General features: G+C 71.2%; 10 protein-coding genes. 3 read left to right on the top strand and 7 right to left on the bottom strand.

Annotation, left to right across the window (positions count from 1 at the left end; genetic code table 11):
- Window positions 1-4 precede the first annotated feature (4 nt).
- Window positions 5-1,660 carry an AMP-binding protein gene (locus tag IE317_RS17690; RefSeq protein WP_191311333.1) on the top strand — a complete coding sequence of 552 codons (1,656 nt, stop codon included), beginning with the start codon at window positions 5-7 and terminating at the stop codon, window positions 1,658-1,660.
- A 60-nt stretch (window positions 1,661-1,720) separates the two neighbouring features.
- On the opposite strand, the gene IE317_RS17685 is transcribed toward IE317_RS17690, so the two are convergent.
- The gene (locus tag IE317_RS17685) at window positions 1,721-2,545 is read right to left on the bottom strand and encodes an SDR family oxidoreductase (protein ID WP_191311331.1); all 825 of its coding nucleotides are present in this window, start codon (window positions 2,543-2,545) and stop codon (window positions 1,721-1,723) included.
- Window positions 2,546-2,756: 211 nt separating this feature from the next.
- Here IE317_RS17685 and IE317_RS17680 point away from each other — a divergent pair, with 211 nt between their 5' ends.
- A complete protein-coding gene (locus IE317_RS17680) occupies window positions 2,757-3,698 on the top strand; it encodes a helix-turn-helix domain-containing protein (RefSeq protein WP_229902770.1) in 942 nt (313 codons plus the stop codon).
- 34 nt (window positions 3,699-3,732) lie between these two features.
- Here IE317_RS17680 and IE317_RS17675 read toward each other — a convergent pair whose 3' ends face one another.
- The 6 genes from IE317_RS17675 to IE317_RS17650 all read right to left on the bottom strand — a co-directional run bounded on the left by IE317_RS17675 (window position 3,733) and on the right by IE317_RS17650 (window position 14,163).
- Complete coding sequence (locus IE317_RS17675) at window positions 3,733-6,003, bottom strand: glycoside hydrolase family 3 N-terminal domain-containing protein (protein ID WP_191311327.1); 2,271 nt, start codon at window positions 6,001-6,003, stop codon at window positions 3,733-3,735.
- Between the two features lie 68 nt (window positions 6,004-6,071).
- Window positions 6,072-7,304, bottom strand: a complete 1,233-nt coding sequence (locus IE317_RS17670; protein ID WP_191311325.1) for a family 1 glycosylhydrolase — start codon at window positions 7,302-7,304, stop codon at window positions 6,072-6,074.
- Window positions 7,301-9,793: a glycoside hydrolase family 2 TIM barrel-domain containing protein gene (locus IE317_RS17665; RefSeq protein ID WP_191311323.1), complete on the bottom strand. Its 2,493-nt coding sequence runs from the start codon at window positions 9,791-9,793 to the stop codon at window positions 7,301-7,303. Before IE317_RS17665 ends, IE317_RS17670 begins: the two co-directional genes overlap by 4 nt.
- Before the next feature lie 25 nt (window positions 9,794-9,818).
- The gene (locus tag IE317_RS17660) at window positions 9,819-12,071 is read right to left on the bottom strand and encodes a glycoside hydrolase family 3 C-terminal domain-containing protein (protein ID WP_191311322.1); all 2,253 of its coding nucleotides are present in this window, start codon (window positions 12,069-12,071) and stop codon (window positions 9,819-9,821) included.
- Window positions 12,068-13,408, bottom strand: coding sequence for an MFS transporter (locus IE317_RS17655; RefSeq protein WP_229902769.1), 1,341 nt, complete (start codon window positions 13,406-13,408; stop codon window positions 12,068-12,070). Before IE317_RS17655 ends, IE317_RS17660 begins: the two co-directional genes overlap by 4 nt.
- 131 nt (window positions 13,409-13,539) lie before the next feature.
- Window positions 13,540-14,163, bottom strand: a complete 624-nt coding sequence (locus tag IE317_RS17650) for a TetR/AcrR family transcriptional regulator (RefSeq protein WP_191311319.1) — start codon at window positions 14,161-14,163, stop codon at window positions 13,540-13,542.
- Between the two features lie 131 nt (window positions 14,164-14,294).
- On the opposite strand from IE317_RS17650, the gene IE317_RS17645 reads away from it, so the two are divergent.
- Window positions 14,295-17,219 (top strand): glycoside hydrolase family 2 TIM barrel-domain containing protein, encoded by a 2,925-nt coding sequence (locus IE317_RS17645; protein WP_229902768.1) that lies wholly within the window; start codon window positions 14,295-14,297, stop codon window positions 17,217-17,219.
- Window positions 17,220-17,235 lie beyond the last annotated feature (16 nt).

Genomic DNA, 17,235 nt, shown 5'->3' with positions numbered 1-17,235 from the left:
GCCGATGACCGCCACCGCCGATCTCGCGTACTGGCCCGCCAACACCAGCCACCCGGTGCTCGAGCTGACCACCGGCGACCTCCTGCGCCAGGCCGCCGCCGACGCGGGCGAGCAGATCGCGCTGATCGAGGTCGCGCCGCCCGGTGCGCCGTCACTGGCCGGCGCGGACCGCACCGACCGCCAGTGGACCTACGGCCGCCTGCTCGCCGAAGCAGAGCAGTGCGCACACTGGCTGCTGACCCGGTTCTCCCCCGGTGAACGGATCACCGTCTGGGCCCCCAACATTCCCGAATGGACGATCCTGCAGTACGGCGCGGCGCTGGCCGGTCTGGTCCTGGTGACCGCGAACCCCGCGCTGCGCGCGGCCGAACTGCGCTACGTGCTGGAGCAGTCCCGTTCGGCCGGCTTGTTCCACACCGCCACGTTCCGGGGCAGTGACATGACCGCCATCGCCCGCGAGGCGAGCGCGGGCCTGCCGGACGTGCGCGCCACCGTATGTTTCGGCGACTGGCCGGAAGCTGTGGGCTCGCACCGGGAAACCGGTGCGTTGCCGGCCGTGCGGCCCGGCGACGCCGCCCAGATCCAGTACACCTCCGGCACCACCGGATTCCCCAAAGGCGCGCTGCTGCACCATCGCGGCCTGGTGACCAACGCCCGGTTCTCGATCGACCGGGCGCAGCTGCCGCACCAGGGCGTCCTGGTGTCCGCGATGCCGCTGTTCCACACCGCCGGCTGCGCCATGGGCGTGCTCGGCGGCGCCCACCAGCGTGCCGCCTACGTGCTATGCCAGCTGTTCGACCCGGCCCTCGTGCTCACCGCCGCCGCACAGCACCACGCCGACATGCTGGCCGGCGTGCCCACCATGCTCATCGCCCTGCTGAACCATCCCGGCTTCGACCGGTTCGACCTGTCACGGCTGTCCCGGGTGCTTTCCGGTGGCAGCCCGGTCCCGCCCGAGCTCGTCCGCCGGGTCGAGGAGCGGTTCGGCGTGCGGTTCACCGCCGTGTACGGCCAGACCGAACTGTCGCCGGTGATCACCCAGACCAGTCCCGACGACGCACCGGAGGACAAGGCCACGACCGCCGGGCGCCCCCTGCCGCAACTGGAGCTCGCCGTCCGGGATCCGGCGACCGGCCGGACCGTCCACAAGGGACAGACCGGCGAGATCTGCGCCCGCGGCTACCAGACCATGCTGGGCTACTTCGGCATGCCCGAACGCACCGCGGAAACCATCGACGCGGACGGGTGGTTGCACACCGGGGACCTCGGTGTCCTCGATGAGCGCGGCTATCTCACGGTCACCGGCCGGCTCAAGGACATGATCATCCGCGGCGGGGAGAACATCTACGCCACCGAGATCGAGCAGGTGCTGTTCACCCATCCCGGCGTCCGCGACGTGACCGTGCTCGGCCTGCCCGATCCGACCTGGGGCGAGATCGTCGCCGCGGTGGTCGTGCCCGCCGATGCCGACCAGATCCCGCCGGTCGCCGAACTGCACGACCTGTGCCGCGCGAAACTGGCCCCGCACAAGACACCCGCACGCTGGTTCACGACCGCCGAACTGCCGCTGACCGGATCGGGGAAGATCCAGAAGTTCCGCCTCCGCGACCGGATCGAGCAAGCCGAACTCCCCGAACTCACGCGAGATCCGGCCCGGTGATGACGGCGTCGCGCATGTTCGCGACCCCGCCACGGCGACTGTGACAACAGCGGGTGGCGGTCAGGAGCCGGAGCCCATGGCGGCTTCCGAGACCTGGTTCCACTTTTCCCAGCCCTCGATGCGCCGCGCGTACTCTTCACGCATCAGGTCGAGCAGTCCGGCACCGAAGAAGACCCGCAGCGGCGGTTCCTCGGCATCGACCATCCGGAGGATGGCCGGGGCGGTCGCCTGCGGATCGCCGTACGCCGACCCGCTCCAGAACGCGGCCACGGCCTCACGCACGCCGTCATAGGCGGGCAGGCCCTCCGAGCGCACGGCGGAGCTGCCACCCCAGTCCGTGGCGTAGCCGCCCGGCTCCACGAGCGTCACCTTGATGCCGAAGCCGGCGACCTCGGCGGCGAGGGCCTCTCCCAGCCCTTCCAACGCCCACTTCGACGCGTTGTAGACACCGAGGTTCGGGAACGCGCGCAGGCCACCGATCGAGGACACCTGGACGATGTGCCCCGAACCCTGCTCCCGCAGGTGCGGCAGCACAGCCTGGGTCACCCACAGAGCGCCGAAGACGTTGGTCTCGAACTGGTCGCGCGCCTGCTGCTCGGTGACCTCTTCGGTCATCGCGAAGAGACCGTAACCGGCGTTGTTGACGACGACGTCGAGCCGCCCGAAGTGGGCGTGTGCCGTCTTCACGGCCTGCTCGACCGCGGACTTGTCGGTGACGTCGAGCGCGATCGGCAGCACGTCCTCGCCGTAGCGGTCGACGAGGTCGGCGAGCGCGCCGGTGTTGCGGGCGGTCGCGGCCACCTGGTCACCCCGGCCGAGCGCCGCCTCGGCCCAGACGCGGCCGAATCCGCGGGACGTTCCGGTGATGAACCAAACACGAGACATAGAGATCTCCTGATCGCAACTACGGCCGAAGAAGACGGCCCGTTGAGACCGGACGGCCGCGTTCACCAACGCCGCTTGCCGTTCCGGTCGGGACGCTGCCGATCTTGCCGTCCAGCGCCGGCCGCAGCGAGCCGCTGCCGCGGCTACCTTCCCCATGCCTACCTCTGGCAGTGGCAGGAACGCCGGCGGATGCCGAGGCACAATGGACGGCGTGCCCAGCTCCGATGCCCCCGGTGATCGGCCGGCCGCCGGTCTTGACCGGCGTACCGAGCTCAGCGAGTTCCTGCGCAGCCGCCGGGACCGGCTCAAACCCGCCGACGTGGGCCTGCCCGACTACGGCACCCGCCGGCGCGTCCCCGGGCTGCGCCGCGAGGAGCTGGCCCAGGTGGCCGGGGTGTCGGTCTCCTACTACACCCACCTGGAACAGGGCAACTCCGCGAACGTGTCGGTGGAGGTGCTGGACGCCATCGGCCGCGCCCTGAGGCTGACCGACACCGAGCACGCCTACCTCACGCAGCTGGTCAAGCCCACCCGGCAGCGGGCGGCCCGGTCCGCGCCGCAGGCTCAGCAGGTGCGCCCGGCCGTGCAGCAGCTGCTCGATTCGATGGCCGACGTGCCCGCTTACGTCAACGGTCTCCGCATGGACATCCTGGGGTGGAACGGCCCGGCCGCGGCCCTGTTCGGCAACTGGGCCCAGCTGCGCCCCGAGGAACGCAACTGGGGGCGGCTGATCTTCCTGTCCCCCGCCGCGCGAGACCTCTTCATCGACTGGGAAGCCAAGGCAAGCGCCGTCGCCGGAATCCTGCGCGTGCACGCCGGCAGCCATCCCGGCGATCCGCGGCTGACCACGCTGATCGGTGAGCTTTCGGTGCGCAGCGAGGAGTTCCGCCGGCTGTGGGCCGCCCACGAGGTGCGCCGCAAGAGCCACGGTCCGATCCGGATGCGGCACCCCTTGGTGGGCGAACTGCGGCTCGCGTACGAGACGTTCCCGCTGCCGGACGACCCCGACCAGATGCTGGTGACCTACCACGCCGAGCCGGGCTCCGAGTCCGCGACGGCGCTGCGGCTGCTCACCAGCTGGGGACCGGACGCGACGACACCGGCCTTGACAGGCCAGGAGTCCGTGCCATCGGCGGAAGCCCGTGGCGCGTGACGGCGAGCTCGCCAGGCGGTAGTGGCCCGACGGCTCAGGCCTTGACCTCCAGGACTGCGGACAGCTCAGCCGTCGAGCTGCCACCGACCCAGACGTCCACTGTGGTCGCGTCCTGCACCGGGCCGCGCGTCGCGGCGCTCCAGTAGCGCAGCTGGTCGGGCCCGAGCTCGAAGGTCACCGTGCGCGTTTCGCCCGCCGGCACCGGCACCCGCTCGAAGCCCTTGAGTTCGCGGACCGGCCGGGACGAGGTGCCGTACCGCTGGTGCACGTAGAGCTGGACGACGTCCTCGGCGTCGCGGCCGGAGCCGTTGGTGACGTCCACCGACACCGTCGTGGTGTCGCCGACGGTGATGGTGTCGCGGCCGAGCCGGAGGCCGGAGTAGGTGATGTCGGCGTAGGACAGCCCGTGCCCGAACGGGTACAGCGGGGTGCTCTCCTGCTCGTCCCAGTACCGCTTGTCCTGGTCCTGCGGGGCGAAAGTCCGGTGGTGGGCGTAGACCATCGGCACCTGGCCGACGTGCCGCGGCCAGGTGAAGGGCAGCCGGCCGGCCGGGGAGACGTCGCCGAGCAGGACGGACGCCACGGCGTCGCCGCCCCGGGTGCCGGGGTACCAGGACTGGACGATCGCGGGCACGTGCTCGTCGGCCCAGCGCAGGTCCAGCGGCCGCCCGGACATCACCACGAGGACCACCGGGGTGCCGGTGGCGACGATCCGCCGGAGTTGCTCGAGCTGCCGGCCAGGCAGGTCCAGGCCAGCCGACGAGGCGTTCTCGCCGATCTGGTTCTGCCGCTGCCCCACCACGACGACGGCGATGTCGCACGCCGCGGCCAGCTCGACGGCGCGGGCGATCTCGGCAGCGTCGTCGTGGTCGTCGGGAGTTTCGAGGACGGTGGGGTCCATCCGGTCGAACATGGAGGGGTGAGTGCGGGCGGGAATGCCCGCTCCTGGCGCGTACTGCACCGCCGCATCGCCCAGCCGGGCACGCAGCCCCTCGAGGATGGTGACGGTCTCGGCGGTGTCGTGGGCGAAGACCCACGGGCCGAGGGTGTCGCGCTTGCTGTCGGCGAGCTCGCCGATGACCGCGATGGACGTCAGCGCGCCGGCTTGGAGCGGCAGCGTCCGCTCGGCGTTTTTCAGCAGCACCATCGTGCGCTCGGCCGCGGTCCGGGCGACCTCGCGGTGTTCGGCGAGGGTCTCGGCGGCCTGGTCCTCGTCGGTGAACGGGTTCTCGAACAGGCCCAGGCGGAACTTGGCGGTGAGCACCCGGCGCACGGCCTGGTCGAGGTGCTCTTCGAGCAGCCGCCCTTGGGCAACCGCCTCCGGGAGGTGGGCGAAGGCGGGGTCGAACATGGTCATCTCCATGTCCAACCCGGCCGTCACCGCGCGAGCGGCGGAGTCGGTCTGGTGTTGCGCGAAGTGCTGGGTTTCGAGGTTCCGCACGGCGTTGGCGTCCGAGACGACGAAGCCTTCGAAGCCGAGCTCGTCGCGCAGCACCTCGGTGAGCAGCCAGCGGTTGCCGGACGCGGGGACGCCGTTGAGGTCCATGTAGGCGCTCATGATGTTGCCCGCTCCGGCTGCCACGGCCGCGCGGAACGGCGGCAGGTACACGTTCCACAGCTCGGAGTCGGAGATTTCGGCGTCGTCGTAGTCGCGACCGCCGCGCGCCGCGCCGTACCCCGCCAAGTGCTTGGGACCGGCCAGGACCCGGCCGGCACCGAGGTCGCCCTGGAAGCCACGCACCTGGGCCGCGGCGACGGCCGCGCCGAGCACGGGGTCCTCGCCCGCGCCCTCGATGATGCGTCCCCAGCGGGGATCGCGGGCGATGTCGATCATCGGCGCGAACGTCCAGTGGATACCCGCGGCACGTGCTTCGCGGGCCGCGACCGCCTGCACCCGCTCGATCGTCGCCGGGCACCAGCTCGCGGCCAGCGCGATCGGCACCGGGAAGATCGTGCGCAGGCCGTGGATCACGTCGAACCCGAAGATCAGGGGAATGCCGTGGGCCGTCTCGTCCACGGCGAGGCGCTGCAGCCGGTTGGCGGTGGAGGGGTCCTTCACGAACAGCAGCGACCCGGCGGCGCCGCGGCGGACAGCGGCCTCCACCATCCGGGGCTGGTCCAGGTAGGCGCGGTGTTCGGGCGGCAGCGAGTCGACGTCCAGATCCTCGGGCACCTCGCCGAGGTCGCCCAGGTAGAAGAACTGGGTCAGCTGCCCGGCCTTTTCCTCCGGAGTCAGACGGGTCAGCAGGTCCTCGACCCGCTCCTCGATCGGAAGCGACGGGTCACGGTAGGCGGGGGTGGTCACAGTGCTCCTCGGCACGTCGGTGCGGCGCAGATCGCCGCGGGGGGCTGGACAGCTCGGCGCCGGATTGGTCAGGGCGCGGCCTGGAGCAGCGACGCCCCATTGGTCCGGGCCACGTCGCCGAGCCAGGCCAGGCTCGGTTTGGGGGTGCGCACGAAGGTTTCCCGGTCGACGGCGACGAGCCCGAACGTCGGGCCCCAGTGACCCCACTCGTAGTTGTCCAGCAGGCTCCAGTGCAGGTACCCGCGCACGTCGACGCCGTCCCCGGCCGCTTGGCCGAGGTGGCGCAGCGCCTCCTCGGTGTAGGCCCGGCGGCGGTCGTCGTCGCGGGTCGCGATGCCGTTCTCGGTCACCAGGACCGGCACCCCGCCGGTGACCTCCCAGGCGTGGCGCACGGCCATGCCGAGCGCGTCGGGCCGGTAGGCCGTGCCCACCAGGGTGTTGTCGGGGTGGGGCGGGTGCGGCACGAGGCCGTTCTCGTCGACGGCCTGGGAGCTGTAGGACTGCACCCCGACGAAGTCGTCCCCGCGAGCCGCCTCCAGGAAAAGGTCCTCCCAGGCGTGGCGGACCTCGGGCAGCTTCCGTTCCCCGCCGGGCGCCGCGGTCAGGGCGAGGTTCGCGATCGTCCAGCCGACCTTCGCGCCGGTCCGCTCGCGCAGCAGGTCGCGCACGGCGTGGTGGGCCTCGACGAACCGCTCGGAGAACTCCCGGGTGGGTGCGGGCAGGTTCGCGGCGATGCGCTCGCGATCGGCGTCACCTTCGACGGTGGGGCTCTGCCACTCGCCGGCCTGCCCGGCTGCCATGGCGTGCGCGAGCATCGTCATCATCGCCGCCATGTTCGGCTCGTTGATGGTCGCGACCCACTCGACTCCGTCGAGGACGGTCGCGGCCGCTTCGACGTAGGACCTGAACCGCTCGATCGCCCGGTCGCCGGTCCACCCGCCTTCCTCGGCGAACCACCGGGGGTTGCTGAAGTGGTGCAGGGTGACGACCGGGGTCAGGCCCAGTTCCGTCGCGGTGTCGATCATGCGCCGGTAGTGGGCGAGCTCGGCGCGGGAAAACTGCCCGGGCCGCGGCTCGACCCGGGCCCACTCGATGCCGAACCGGTAGGCGGTCAGCCCGGCCTCGGCGAGCAGGGTCATGTCTTCGCGGTAACGGTGGTAGCTGTCCACCGCATCGCCGCTCGGCTCCATGCCCGGCATGGCGCCTTCGCGGGCCCACCAGTCGCTGTTGACGTTGTTGCCCTCCACCTGGTGCGGCGAGGTCGCGGCTCCCCACAGGAATCCGGGTCGGAATGCGGTCATCGCGGACAACTCCTGGTCGTCGGTGTCTCGAAGTCGATGGCGCGCAGGCGCACGGTCGCGCGGGCGCACCCGTCGGCCTGCGCGGTGACGGTGATGTCGCCGAGCCCGGTGGGACGCACGACCGCGAGCGCGCGGCCGTCGAACGTGGTGCAGCCGGTCCCGGTCAGCGGCTCGTCGGTGGACGGGTTGCCGCTGGCGATCCCGGCGAGGACGGCCGGACCGTCGACGGTGACCTCCACGCGCCGGTCGCGGCCCGGGTGCACGTTTCCGCGGCCGTCGGTCAGCCGGAGGGTGAGGTACGCCAGGTCGCGGCCGTCCGCCACCAGCTCGGTCCGGTCGGCGTCGGCCACGAGAACCAAGGCGTCACCGGCCGTGGTCAGCGAGGTGCGGCCCGTCTTGACGCCGCCGGCGTACGCCACGGCGATCAGTACGCCGGGCTGGTACGTGACTTCGAAGTCAGCGCGGTACTCGCGCTTCGTGCCCACCTTGGCCCGGCCGAGGACGACGCCGTCGAGCAGCAGCTCGACCTCGTCGGCGTCGGCATAGACCTCGACCGCCACCGGCCGGCCCTCGAAGCCCTCCCAGGTCCAGCTGGAAATCGCGTCGCTCCACGCCCACTGCGTCGCCACGGCCACCTCCCGGCCGTGGAACTCGGGGCGGAGCACCGCGATGTAGGGCTCTTGCCGCAAGCCGTAGACGATCTCCCGGTAGTACGACGCGGGGCGGCGGTGACCCGTGATGTCGAAATCGCCGGTGAAGGCGGTGAGCTCGGGGTAACCACCGGAGAAGCCGGACCGCCCCGCTTCGGCGCCGGCGTAGTGGACCCGGCCGATGCCGGTCTCGCCCAGGTAGTCCCAGCCGGTCCAGGTGAAGTCACCGATGACGTGGTCGTTGCGGGTGACCAGGGTCCAGTTGGCGGCGATGACGGTCGGGTAGGTCTCGGTCCCCACGATGACCCGGTCGGGGAAGAGCTCGCGGTCCAGCTCGTAGCGGGCCTCGGCGTAGTTCATCCCGGCGACGTCGAGCACGGCGAACGACTCCTCGGTCGCCGCGGTGGTCTGGGGCGAGCTCTGGATCCGGGCCAGCAGCGCGCCCCAGGCGTCCATCATCGTGTTGACGCCGCCCTCGGCCGGCGTCTGCTCCGCGGCCGCGCCGCGCTGTGCTCGCAGCATCGGCAGGACGGTGTCGAGCGTCGCCACGAACCCGTTGATGCCGTTGGTCACGAACCTGGTGGAGTCCAGCGAGCGGACCTTTTCGGCCAGGCGGCGCGACCACACGGCGCCGAACCGGTCGCCGGTCTCGGGGATCTCGTTGCCGATCGAGTACATGATGACGCTGGGGTGGTTGAACGCCCGCGCCACGAGCGCCTCGACGTCGCGCTCCCACCACTGCGGGAACTCGAACGCGTAGTCGAAGTCGGACTTGCCGGTGGTCCACATGTCGAAGGTCTCGTCCATGACGAGCATGCCGATCCGGTCGCAGGCATCGAGCAGGGCGGCACTGGCCGGGTGGTGCGAGCTGCGGATCGCGTTGAAGCCTGCCTTTTTGAGCATGGCGATGCGACGTTCCTCGGCCCGTGGCAGGGAAACGGCACCGAGTGGTCCGTTGTCGGCGTGCAGGCACGTGCCGCGCAGCTTGACCGTCCGGCCGTTGATCCGCAGGCCGTGGCGCGCGTCGAGCTGGAGGGTGCGGATACCGAAAGTCGTGGACTCCTCGTCGAGCAGCCGATCGCCGTGTCGCAGCCGGAGGTGGGCGGTGTGCAGCGCGGGACTGTCCACGTCCCACAGCGCGGGTGAGTCGACGACGAGCCGGTGCCGAGCGGTGGCCGTGGTTCCCGGCAGGACCGTGACCGGTGCTGTGCCCCGGGCGGCCTCGTGCCCCTGCGGGTCCTCGACCACCGCCTCGAGCGCGACCGTCGTCGTCGACAGAGAGTCGTTTTCGACGGTCACGGCGACCTCGACGACGGCCCGGTCGGTGTCGACGTCGCACGTGGTGATCCGGATGCCGTCGCGGGCGACGCGGACCGGGTCCTTCACGACGAGGGTGACGTCGCGGTGGAGCCCGGCCCCGGCGTACCACCGGCTGTCCTGGTGCGTGCGGCAGGCGACCCGGATCTCGTTGTCGGTACCGAACCGCAGGAACGGGTCGATCCGGACGGTGAACCGCGAGTAGCCGTAGGCGTGCTGCCCGGCCAGGGCGCCGTTGACGTAGACCATGGCGTCCCGGTAGACGCCGTCGAACTCCAGTTCCACGACCTGTCCGGCCATCGTCTCGGGCGCCGGCAGTGTCCGGCGGTATTCGAAGGCGCCGCCGGGGAAGTACGCGGTCGTCTCCCCGCGGGCCAGGTCCGGGTCGCGTTCGAGCCCGACGACGGCGTCGTGCGGGACGAGCACCTCGGCCCAGTCGTCGGCCCCGGCGTTGCCCAGTTCCTGGAACGCCGTCGCGCGCCGGCGGACGCTCCAGCCGTGGGTCAGGACCTCGCGGGTCATCTCGCTCCTTCGCTTTCGTTCCGGGTCAGGCTTCGTTGGCTCGGGCGAGCAGGGCGTCGAGCTGGGTGCGGGTCAAGCCCTGGCCACCGCTGAGGGAGCGGAGCTTGCCGACGGGGATGCCGGAGATGGTGGCGGCGGTGTCGATGCCGAGTTCCTCGGCTGCCGCGTCGCTCTGCTGGCCTTGGCCGCGCCGCATCATCGGGCCGAGCGCGGCGGCGGTGACCGGGTTGGCCATCAGTTCGGCGATGCTGGAGTCGGCGGTGAGCGGGACCCGGACCTCGTCGCCTGCGAGCGTGATCCGGGCGGTGAGGCGGATGTCGCGGCTGGAGGCGGCCGCGGCGATCTCGTAGTCGCCGCCCTCGATGGTCCAGGTGTGGGTGCGGGTCTCCCAGTAGGCGAGGTCCTCGCGGGCGATGAACGCCTCGACGCGGCCGGACTCGCCGGGCTGCAGGTCGATCGTGCCGAACGCCTTGAGCTCGCGCGGCGGGCGGAGGACCTTGCCGTTGACGCTGACGTAGAACTGCACGATCTCACGACCGGCGACTGGGCCGGTGTTGGTCACGGTGACGGTGGCCGTGACGCCGTCGGGTGCGGCCGCGACCCGCAGATCCGTGTAGTCGAAGGTGGTGTAGGACAGGCCGTGACCGAAGGGGAAGGTGACGTCCAGGTCCCGGGCGTCGTAACCGCGGTAGCCGACGAAGATGCCTTCCCCGTAGCGGACGTGCAGGTTCTCGCCGGGGTAGTTGAGGTAGGACGGGGCGTCCGGCAGCCGGACCGGGACGGTCTCGGCGAGCCGCCCGCTGGGATTGGCCACGCCGAACAGGACATCAGCGACGGCGCCGCCGCCGGCCTGGCCGAGTAACGCGGCGTCCACGATGGCCGGGGCCACGTCGGCGACCGGCGCCAGCCGCAGCACTCCGCCGTGGGACAGCACGACGACCGTGGCCGGCTGGGCGGCGGCCACCGCACGGAGCAGGTCGAGCTGGTCGGCGGGAAGTTCGATGTCCGGCCGGTCGGCACCTTCGGCTTCCTGCGCAACCGCCAGGCCGAGGAAGAGCACGGCGACGTCGGCGTTCGCGGCGGCACGGACGGCTTCTTCCCGCAGCGCCACCTGATCGGCGTCCGGGGTGAGCGAGAAGCCGGGAGCGAAGGTGACGTCCGCGGCAAGCCGACGGATCTCGTCGAGAGGGACATCGACGCGGGTGGGGTTGATCCGGGAGCTGCCGCCGCCCTGGTACCGGGCGTCGGCGGCGAAGTGGCCCACGACCGCGACCCGCCCGGACGGCGCCAGCGGCAGCAGATCGCCGTCGTTCTTCAGCAGCACGATGCAGCGCCGGGCGACCTCGCGGGCGAGCGCGTGGTGCGCGTCGGCATCGAACTCGTTCGGCACGAACCGCCCGGCTTCCGCTTTGCGCGCGAGATCGATCACGCGGGCGGCCATGACGTCGACAAGCTGCTCGTCGATCTGTCCACTTAGGACCGCTTCGGCGAGCTGCTCGTCGGGTTCGCCGTCTCCGCCGGGCATCTGCAGGTCGAGTCCGGCGGCGAGGGCGGCGACCCGGTCGCCGACGGCACCCCAGTCGCTGACCACCACGCCGTCGAATCCCCACTGCTCGCGCAGCACCTCGGTGAGCAGCCACCGATGCTCGGTGGCGGGGATCCCGTTCAGCCGGTTGTAGGCCGCCATCACGGTCCAGGGATGGGCCCGGGTGACGACGCGCTGGAAGGCGCGCAGGTAGATCTCCCGCAGCTGGCGCTCGTCGATGTCGGCGCTCACCCGCATCCGCTCGTGTTCCTGGTTGTTGGCCGCGAAGTGCTTGACCGAGGCACCGACCCCGCGGCTCTGCAGGCCACGGACCCAGGCGGCCCCCAGCTCTCCCGACAGCAGCGGGTCTTCGGAGAAGTACTCGAAGTTGCGGCCACAACGCGGATCCCGCTTGATGTTGACACCGGGCCCGAGCAGGACGTCCACGCCGAGCGCGCGAGCTTCGGCGCCGAGTGCGGCACCGACCTGCTCGACCAGGTCGGTGTCCCAGCTCTGGGCCAGGGCGACGGCCGGCGGGAAGCAGGTGGCCGGTTCGGCGGGCGCGATGCCGAGGTGGTCGGCGGCGCCGGTTTGCCTGCGCACCCCGTGCGGGCCGTCGGTCAGGAGCACCTGCGGCAGCCCGGCGACGGACTTGGTGATCCAGAAGGACTGTCCACTGCCCAGCGCGGCCTTCTGCGTCAAGCTCAGGTCCTGCGGCGTCCGGGGGATGTCGAGGGGTGTTTCGATGGTCATGCCGTGGCTTCCGGGGTCGCGGACGGGGAGGGCACTACCCGCACCTTGGTGATGACGATGAGCCCGCCGAGCACCGCACAAGCGGCGGCGATCACGAACAGCAGCAGGTAGTTCTTGTCCGTGCCGGTAGTGCCGATGAGCAGGATCGGCGAGGCCAGCAGCGGCGCGATAGCCTGCGGGATGGCCGTCGAGTAGCCGTTGATGCCGAGGAAACGGCCGGCGTCGGTGTCTCGTTCGGGCAGGACGTCCAGGACCAGGGCCTGGTCGACGGCGGAGAAGGCACCGATCCCGACCGAAGTCATCAGCGAGCCGGCGAACAGGACGGCCAGGCTCGGCCCGAAGGCCTGGGTGAGCGTGCCGGCGCCGAACAGCACGCCGGCGACGAGGACGAACTGGCGGCGCCGGCGAAGCCGGTCGGACAGCCAGCCGCCGCCCAGCGCGCCGAGGGCCGCGGCCAGGACTCCGGCCGCGGACAGGATGGCGACGAACCCGGCGATCTCCTCGACCTTCTTGCCGAGCCGCGCGGCGAAGAAGAAAGTGGTGAAGGTCGTGGCGAAGGTGACGCCGGTGTTGAACAGCAGGCGGCCGAGCCAGTTCCAGGCAAAGGACGGATAGCGGCGCGGGGAGAACACCAGGTTGCGCAGGACGGCGCCCACGCTGAGCCGGTCGCCGGCGGGCAGGTTCCGGCTGTCGTCGTCGTTGACCCGGATGACGTACAGCGCGGCGAAGACCACGCCGACGGCTCCGGGGACCAGGAAGAGCAGGAAGTTGTTCCACACCAGGGCCGAAGCGATCAACGAGCCGACGATCGGCGCGATCATCTGGGTCGAGCCCGCGAGTCCCGCGACGCGGCCGCGCTGCTCGGCCGACAGCCGGTCGGCCTGGGTGTAGACGAGGACGACGCCGACGTTGCCCCAGCCCAGCTGCACGAGGATCCAGCCGAGGGCGAGGACCCACACGTTCGGTGCCGCGGCCAGGACGACCAGGGCGAAGGTCCCCAGCACGGTACAGCCGATGATGTACGGGCGACGACGTCCCAGCCTCGACCGGGTGCGGTCGCTCAGCATCCCGATGAACGGCGAGGCCAGCGCGGATGCCGCCGCTCCGGCGCCGAGGATGTAGCCGAGGATCTCTTCGCGGCCGGGTGCCAGCTGCTGGACGCGGATGGCGAGCGAGATGGCGATCGGCGTCACCAGGGCGACGTAGGAGCCGAAGATACCCAGCACCATCAGCCAGACGTACTTGCGGCCGGCGCCCGCGGGCCGCGACGGCGGGAGGCCGGCGGCCGGATCGGCCGTGGCAGCGGGGTTCCCAGCGGGGGGTTGAGAGAGAGTCATGAGAGGTCTCCTTTGACCGGACGGCCGGCGAAACCTGTCCGGCCCAATCTCGAAACTCAAATCTGGTTTCGAGATTGGGCGGACGCTAACACGGGGTTCCGGCCGCCGGGAAGACCGAGACGGGAAGTTTCTCAGGCGTCGTCGTCGACCACGCCGGCGAGGAAGGCTTCGACGCCGGCCGAGACGTCGGCCGCCCCGGGGTTGTACAGCCACTGGATCTGCAGGCCGTCGATGACGGCGACGAGCAGGTTCGCGAGGATCTCCGGCTTCGTGTCCACCTTCAGGCGGCCGCGGCCGCGTAGCTCGGCGAAGATCCGGGTCAGGTGCAGGCGCAGGTTGTCGTAGCGCAGCCGGTACGTCTCGTGGGCGGGATGGTCGCTCGCCGTGGCCTCGCTCGCGAGGATGTTGTGCAGCTGGACCATCCCCGGCCGCGCCTCGTTGGCCTGCACCACCCGCAGCTGGGCCTGCAGCGCGTGCAGGTCGTCGGCCTCCCGGACGATCTTGGCGGTTTCCCGTTCGTGCGTGGCGAGCACCTCGGTCAGCAGCTCCGTCTTGCTGGAGAAGTGGTGCAGCAGGCCGGTCTGGCTGATGCCGGCGCGCTGGGCGATCTCCTTCATGGTGGTCCCGTGGAACCCGCCGGTGCCGAACGCCTCGACGCAGGCGTCGAGGATCTTCTGCCGCACCTCGGCGGACTTCGCGTAGGACCCTCGGGGCCCGCGGCCGCCGCCGTTCGCTGCCTTCGCCTGGTTGGTCACGGACCGAGCATAGAGCGAACCCGGCTTGCAACTTAATGTCGAATCGCTATTCTATTTTGGTGATGGCCGGGCTATGGTGGCCGCACTCGCCCGCGTTCGGGGTGAGGTCGCGAAGCAGGAGGACGTCCGGCATGAACAGGCTGCCCATGCACGGGCTGCGCCGCGCCCCGGAGATCGCCCTGGACGGCAAGTGGCAGTTCCGGCTACTGCCGTCCCCGAAGTGGAAGACGGTCATGGTCCCCGAACTGTGGACCATGCGCGAGGACGCCGACCGGCCGCACTACACCAACGTGGTGATGCCGTTCGACGAGGTGCCGCCGCAGGTGCCCGCGCACAATCCGACGGGCGTCTACCGGCGCACCGTCGAGCTTTCGCCCGCACCCGGCCGTCGCACCGTGCTGCACGTCGGAGCCGCCGAAGGCGCGCTGAGCGTCGAGGTCAACGGCCAGCCGATCGGCACCAGCACAGACTCGCACCTGGCCGCCGAGTTCGACATCACCGACGCCGTGACCCCCGGTACGAACACAATCCAGCTGACCGTGGCCAAGTGGTCGCCGGAGAGCTACCTGGAGGACCAGGACCACTGGTGGCACGCCGGTCTCAGCCGGTCGGTGTACCTCTACACCGTCCCCGAGATCCGGCTCGCCGACGTGCACGCGGTAGCCGGCTACGACCCCAGCACGGAACTCGGCAACCTCACGGTCACCGTCGCCACCACCGGCCTCGACCACCTGACCGGCAACGACTGGGCCATCCGCGTCCACGTGCTCGGCCAGCACCACACCCTCGCGGTCTCGCCGTGGGTCACCCCGCCCACCCTGCCGCCGTCTCGGGGCGATCGGTCGCAGCGGCCCGAGCCACGCCTGCCCGCGGACTTCATGGACCTGGTCAGCATCAACGCAGCCCAGGCGCCGATCCCGACGGAGTTCCGGGCCATCCCCGGCCTGGACGTCCGCCAGCGCGGCCCGGCCTCCCCCGCCGGCACCGCCGTGCTCACCCTCACCGACCTCCCGGTGCCGCCCTGGTCCGCGGAGACCCCGCACCTGGAGGACCTCACCGTCGAACTCGTGGCTCCGGACGGGACAGCCGCCGACGCGACCTCGCTGCGCGTGGGCTTCCGCAGCGTCCGGATCGAGGGCCGGGACCTGCTGGTCAACGGCCGCCGCATCCTGGTGCAGGGCGTCAACCGGCACGACTTCGACCCCCGCACCGGGCGGGTGATCTCCCGCGAGCTGATGCTGGCCGAGCTGTCGCTGCTCAAGCGCTGCAACGTCAACGCCATCCGCACCGCGCACTACCCGAACGACCCGGTCTTCCTCGACCTGTGCGACGAGATCGGCTTCTACGTCGTCGACGAAGCCGACATCGAAGGCCACGGCTTCGCCTCGACCCTCGCCGACGACGTCCGCTACCTGCCCGAGTTCCTGCAGCGGGTGTCCCGGATGGTGCTGCGCGACCGCAACCACGCGTGCGTGCTGATGTGGTCGCTGGGCAACGAAACCGGCTACGGCGCCAACCACGACGCGGCCGCCGCCTGGCTGCGCCGCTTCGAGCCGACCCGCCCGGTGCACTACGAGGGCGCGGTCGCGCTCGACTGGCACGCCGGGCACGCCGCCAGCGACGTCGTGTGCCCGATGTATCCGTCGTTCGCCGCGCTGGAGGCCTACTCCGCCGACCCGCGCGCCGACCGTCCGCTGATCACTTGCGAATACGCGTACTCCCAAGGCAACTCCACCGGCGGGCTCGCCGAGTACTGGCGCTTGTTCGAGACGCTGCCGGGGCTGCAGGGCGGCTTCGTCTGGGAGTTCAAGGACCACGCTCTCGACCCGGACGGCGACGGCCGGCTCCGTTACGGCGGCGACTTCGGCGACCACCCCAACGACGGCGCGACCTTGCTCAACGGCCTCGTCCTGGCCGACCTCACCCCCAAACCGGCGTTGTTCGAAGCGCGCGCGGTGTTCAGCCCCGTCCGGATCGTCTCCGACGCGGCCGCCGCCGCCGAGGGGCACCTGACGCTGCGCAACCGGCAGACCTTCGCCGACCTCGGCGGCTTCCGCCTCCACCTGCGTGCGGAAACGGCGGACGGCCCGCTCTCGGAAGTGCCGATCCCGACCCCTTCGCTGCCGCCGGGCCAGGAGACCACCGTCGAGATACCCGCTGCCGTGCGGGAAACGCTCAGCACGGCCCTGGCGCTGACCCTCACCGTGCGGACCGCGCACGACACCGTGTGGGCGCCCGCGGGCACCGAGGTCGCCGTCGAACAGGTCGTCGTTCCCCGGCGGCTCCCGGCGTTGCCGCGCACCGCGGGCACCGGGAGCCGGGATCTGCGGCATCCGCTGCTGCGCGTGCCGCCGAAGCTGTGCCTGTGGCGGGCGCTCACCGAGAACGACAGCTCCTTCGCCCTCGACCAGCGGTTCGTGCGCTCCGGCTTCTTCCGCCTCACGCCCACCGAGACGAAGACCGAACAGGACGTCACGATCGTCCGCTACGAGACCGCGTTCGGCGACGAAGTCTTGCATCGTCGCACCATCACCGTCCTCGGTGAGGGCGACTGGACCATCGACGAGGAAGTCACCCTCCCCGAGGGCACCACCGACGGGCTGCGCGTCGGCGTCGAGTTCGAACTCGCCGAGGGCTTCGACCACGCGGGCTGGATCGGGCTCGGCCCGTGGGAGAACTACCCCGACCGGCGGACCGGCGCCCTGCTCGGCGCCTGGAAGAGCAGCATCGACGACCTCGCCGTCCCCTACCTGGTTCCCCAGGAGAACGGCACCCGCGGCGACACCACCGAACTTGTCCTCACCGGACCAGCCGGAACAGTACGGACCACCCACACCACTCCCCTGCACATCAACGTCAGCCGCTACGGCCTCGACGAGCTGGAACAGGCGGATCACTGGTGGAAGCTCGCCCCCAGCGGCCGGACCGTCGTGCACCTGGACATCGCCCACCGCGGCGTCGGCACCGCCCTGCTGGGCCCAGACACCCGCCCCGAACACCGCCTGACCGGTACCTCCTACGCCTGGAGCTGGCGCCTGAACCTGCGCAGCCACTGAGGCCATCCACCCGCGA

Source organism: Amycolatopsis bullii (assembly GCF_014654205.1).
Lineage (GTDB): Bacteria > Actinomycetota > Actinomycetes > Mycobacteriales > Pseudonocardiaceae > Amycolatopsis > Amycolatopsis plumensis.
This window is presented reverse-complemented; position numbering and strand designations above follow the sequence as displayed.

Bases quoted from the DNA above. Each gene is read 5' to 3' on its own strand.
- IE317_RS17690 (WP_191311333.1), top strand. From the start codon at position 5: ATGACCGCCACCGCCGATCTCGCGTACTGGCCCGCCAACACCAGCCAC.
- IE317_RS17685 (WP_191311331.1), bottom strand. From the start codon at position 2,545: ATGTCTCGTGTTTGGTTCATCACCGGAACGTCCCGCGGATTCGGCCGC.
- IE317_RS17670 (WP_191311325.1), bottom strand. From the start codon at position 7,304: ATGACCGCATTCCGACCCGGATTCCTGTGGGGAGCCGCGACCTCGCCG.
- IE317_RS17665 (WP_191311323.1), bottom strand. From the start codon at position 9,793: ATGACCCGCGAGGTCCTGACCCACGGCTGGAGCGTCCGCCGGCGCGCG.
- IE317_RS17660 (WP_191311322.1), bottom strand. From the start codon at position 12,071: ATGACCATCGAAACACCCCTCGACATCCCCCGGACGCCGCAGGACCTG.
- IE317_RS17655 (WP_229902769.1), bottom strand. From the start codon at position 13,408: ATGACTCTCTCTCAACCCCCCGCTGGGAACCCCGCTGCCACGGCCGAT.
- IE317_RS17645 (WP_229902768.1), top strand. From the start codon at position 14,295: ATGAACAGGCTGCCCATGCACGGGCTGCGCCGCGCCCCGGAGATCGCC.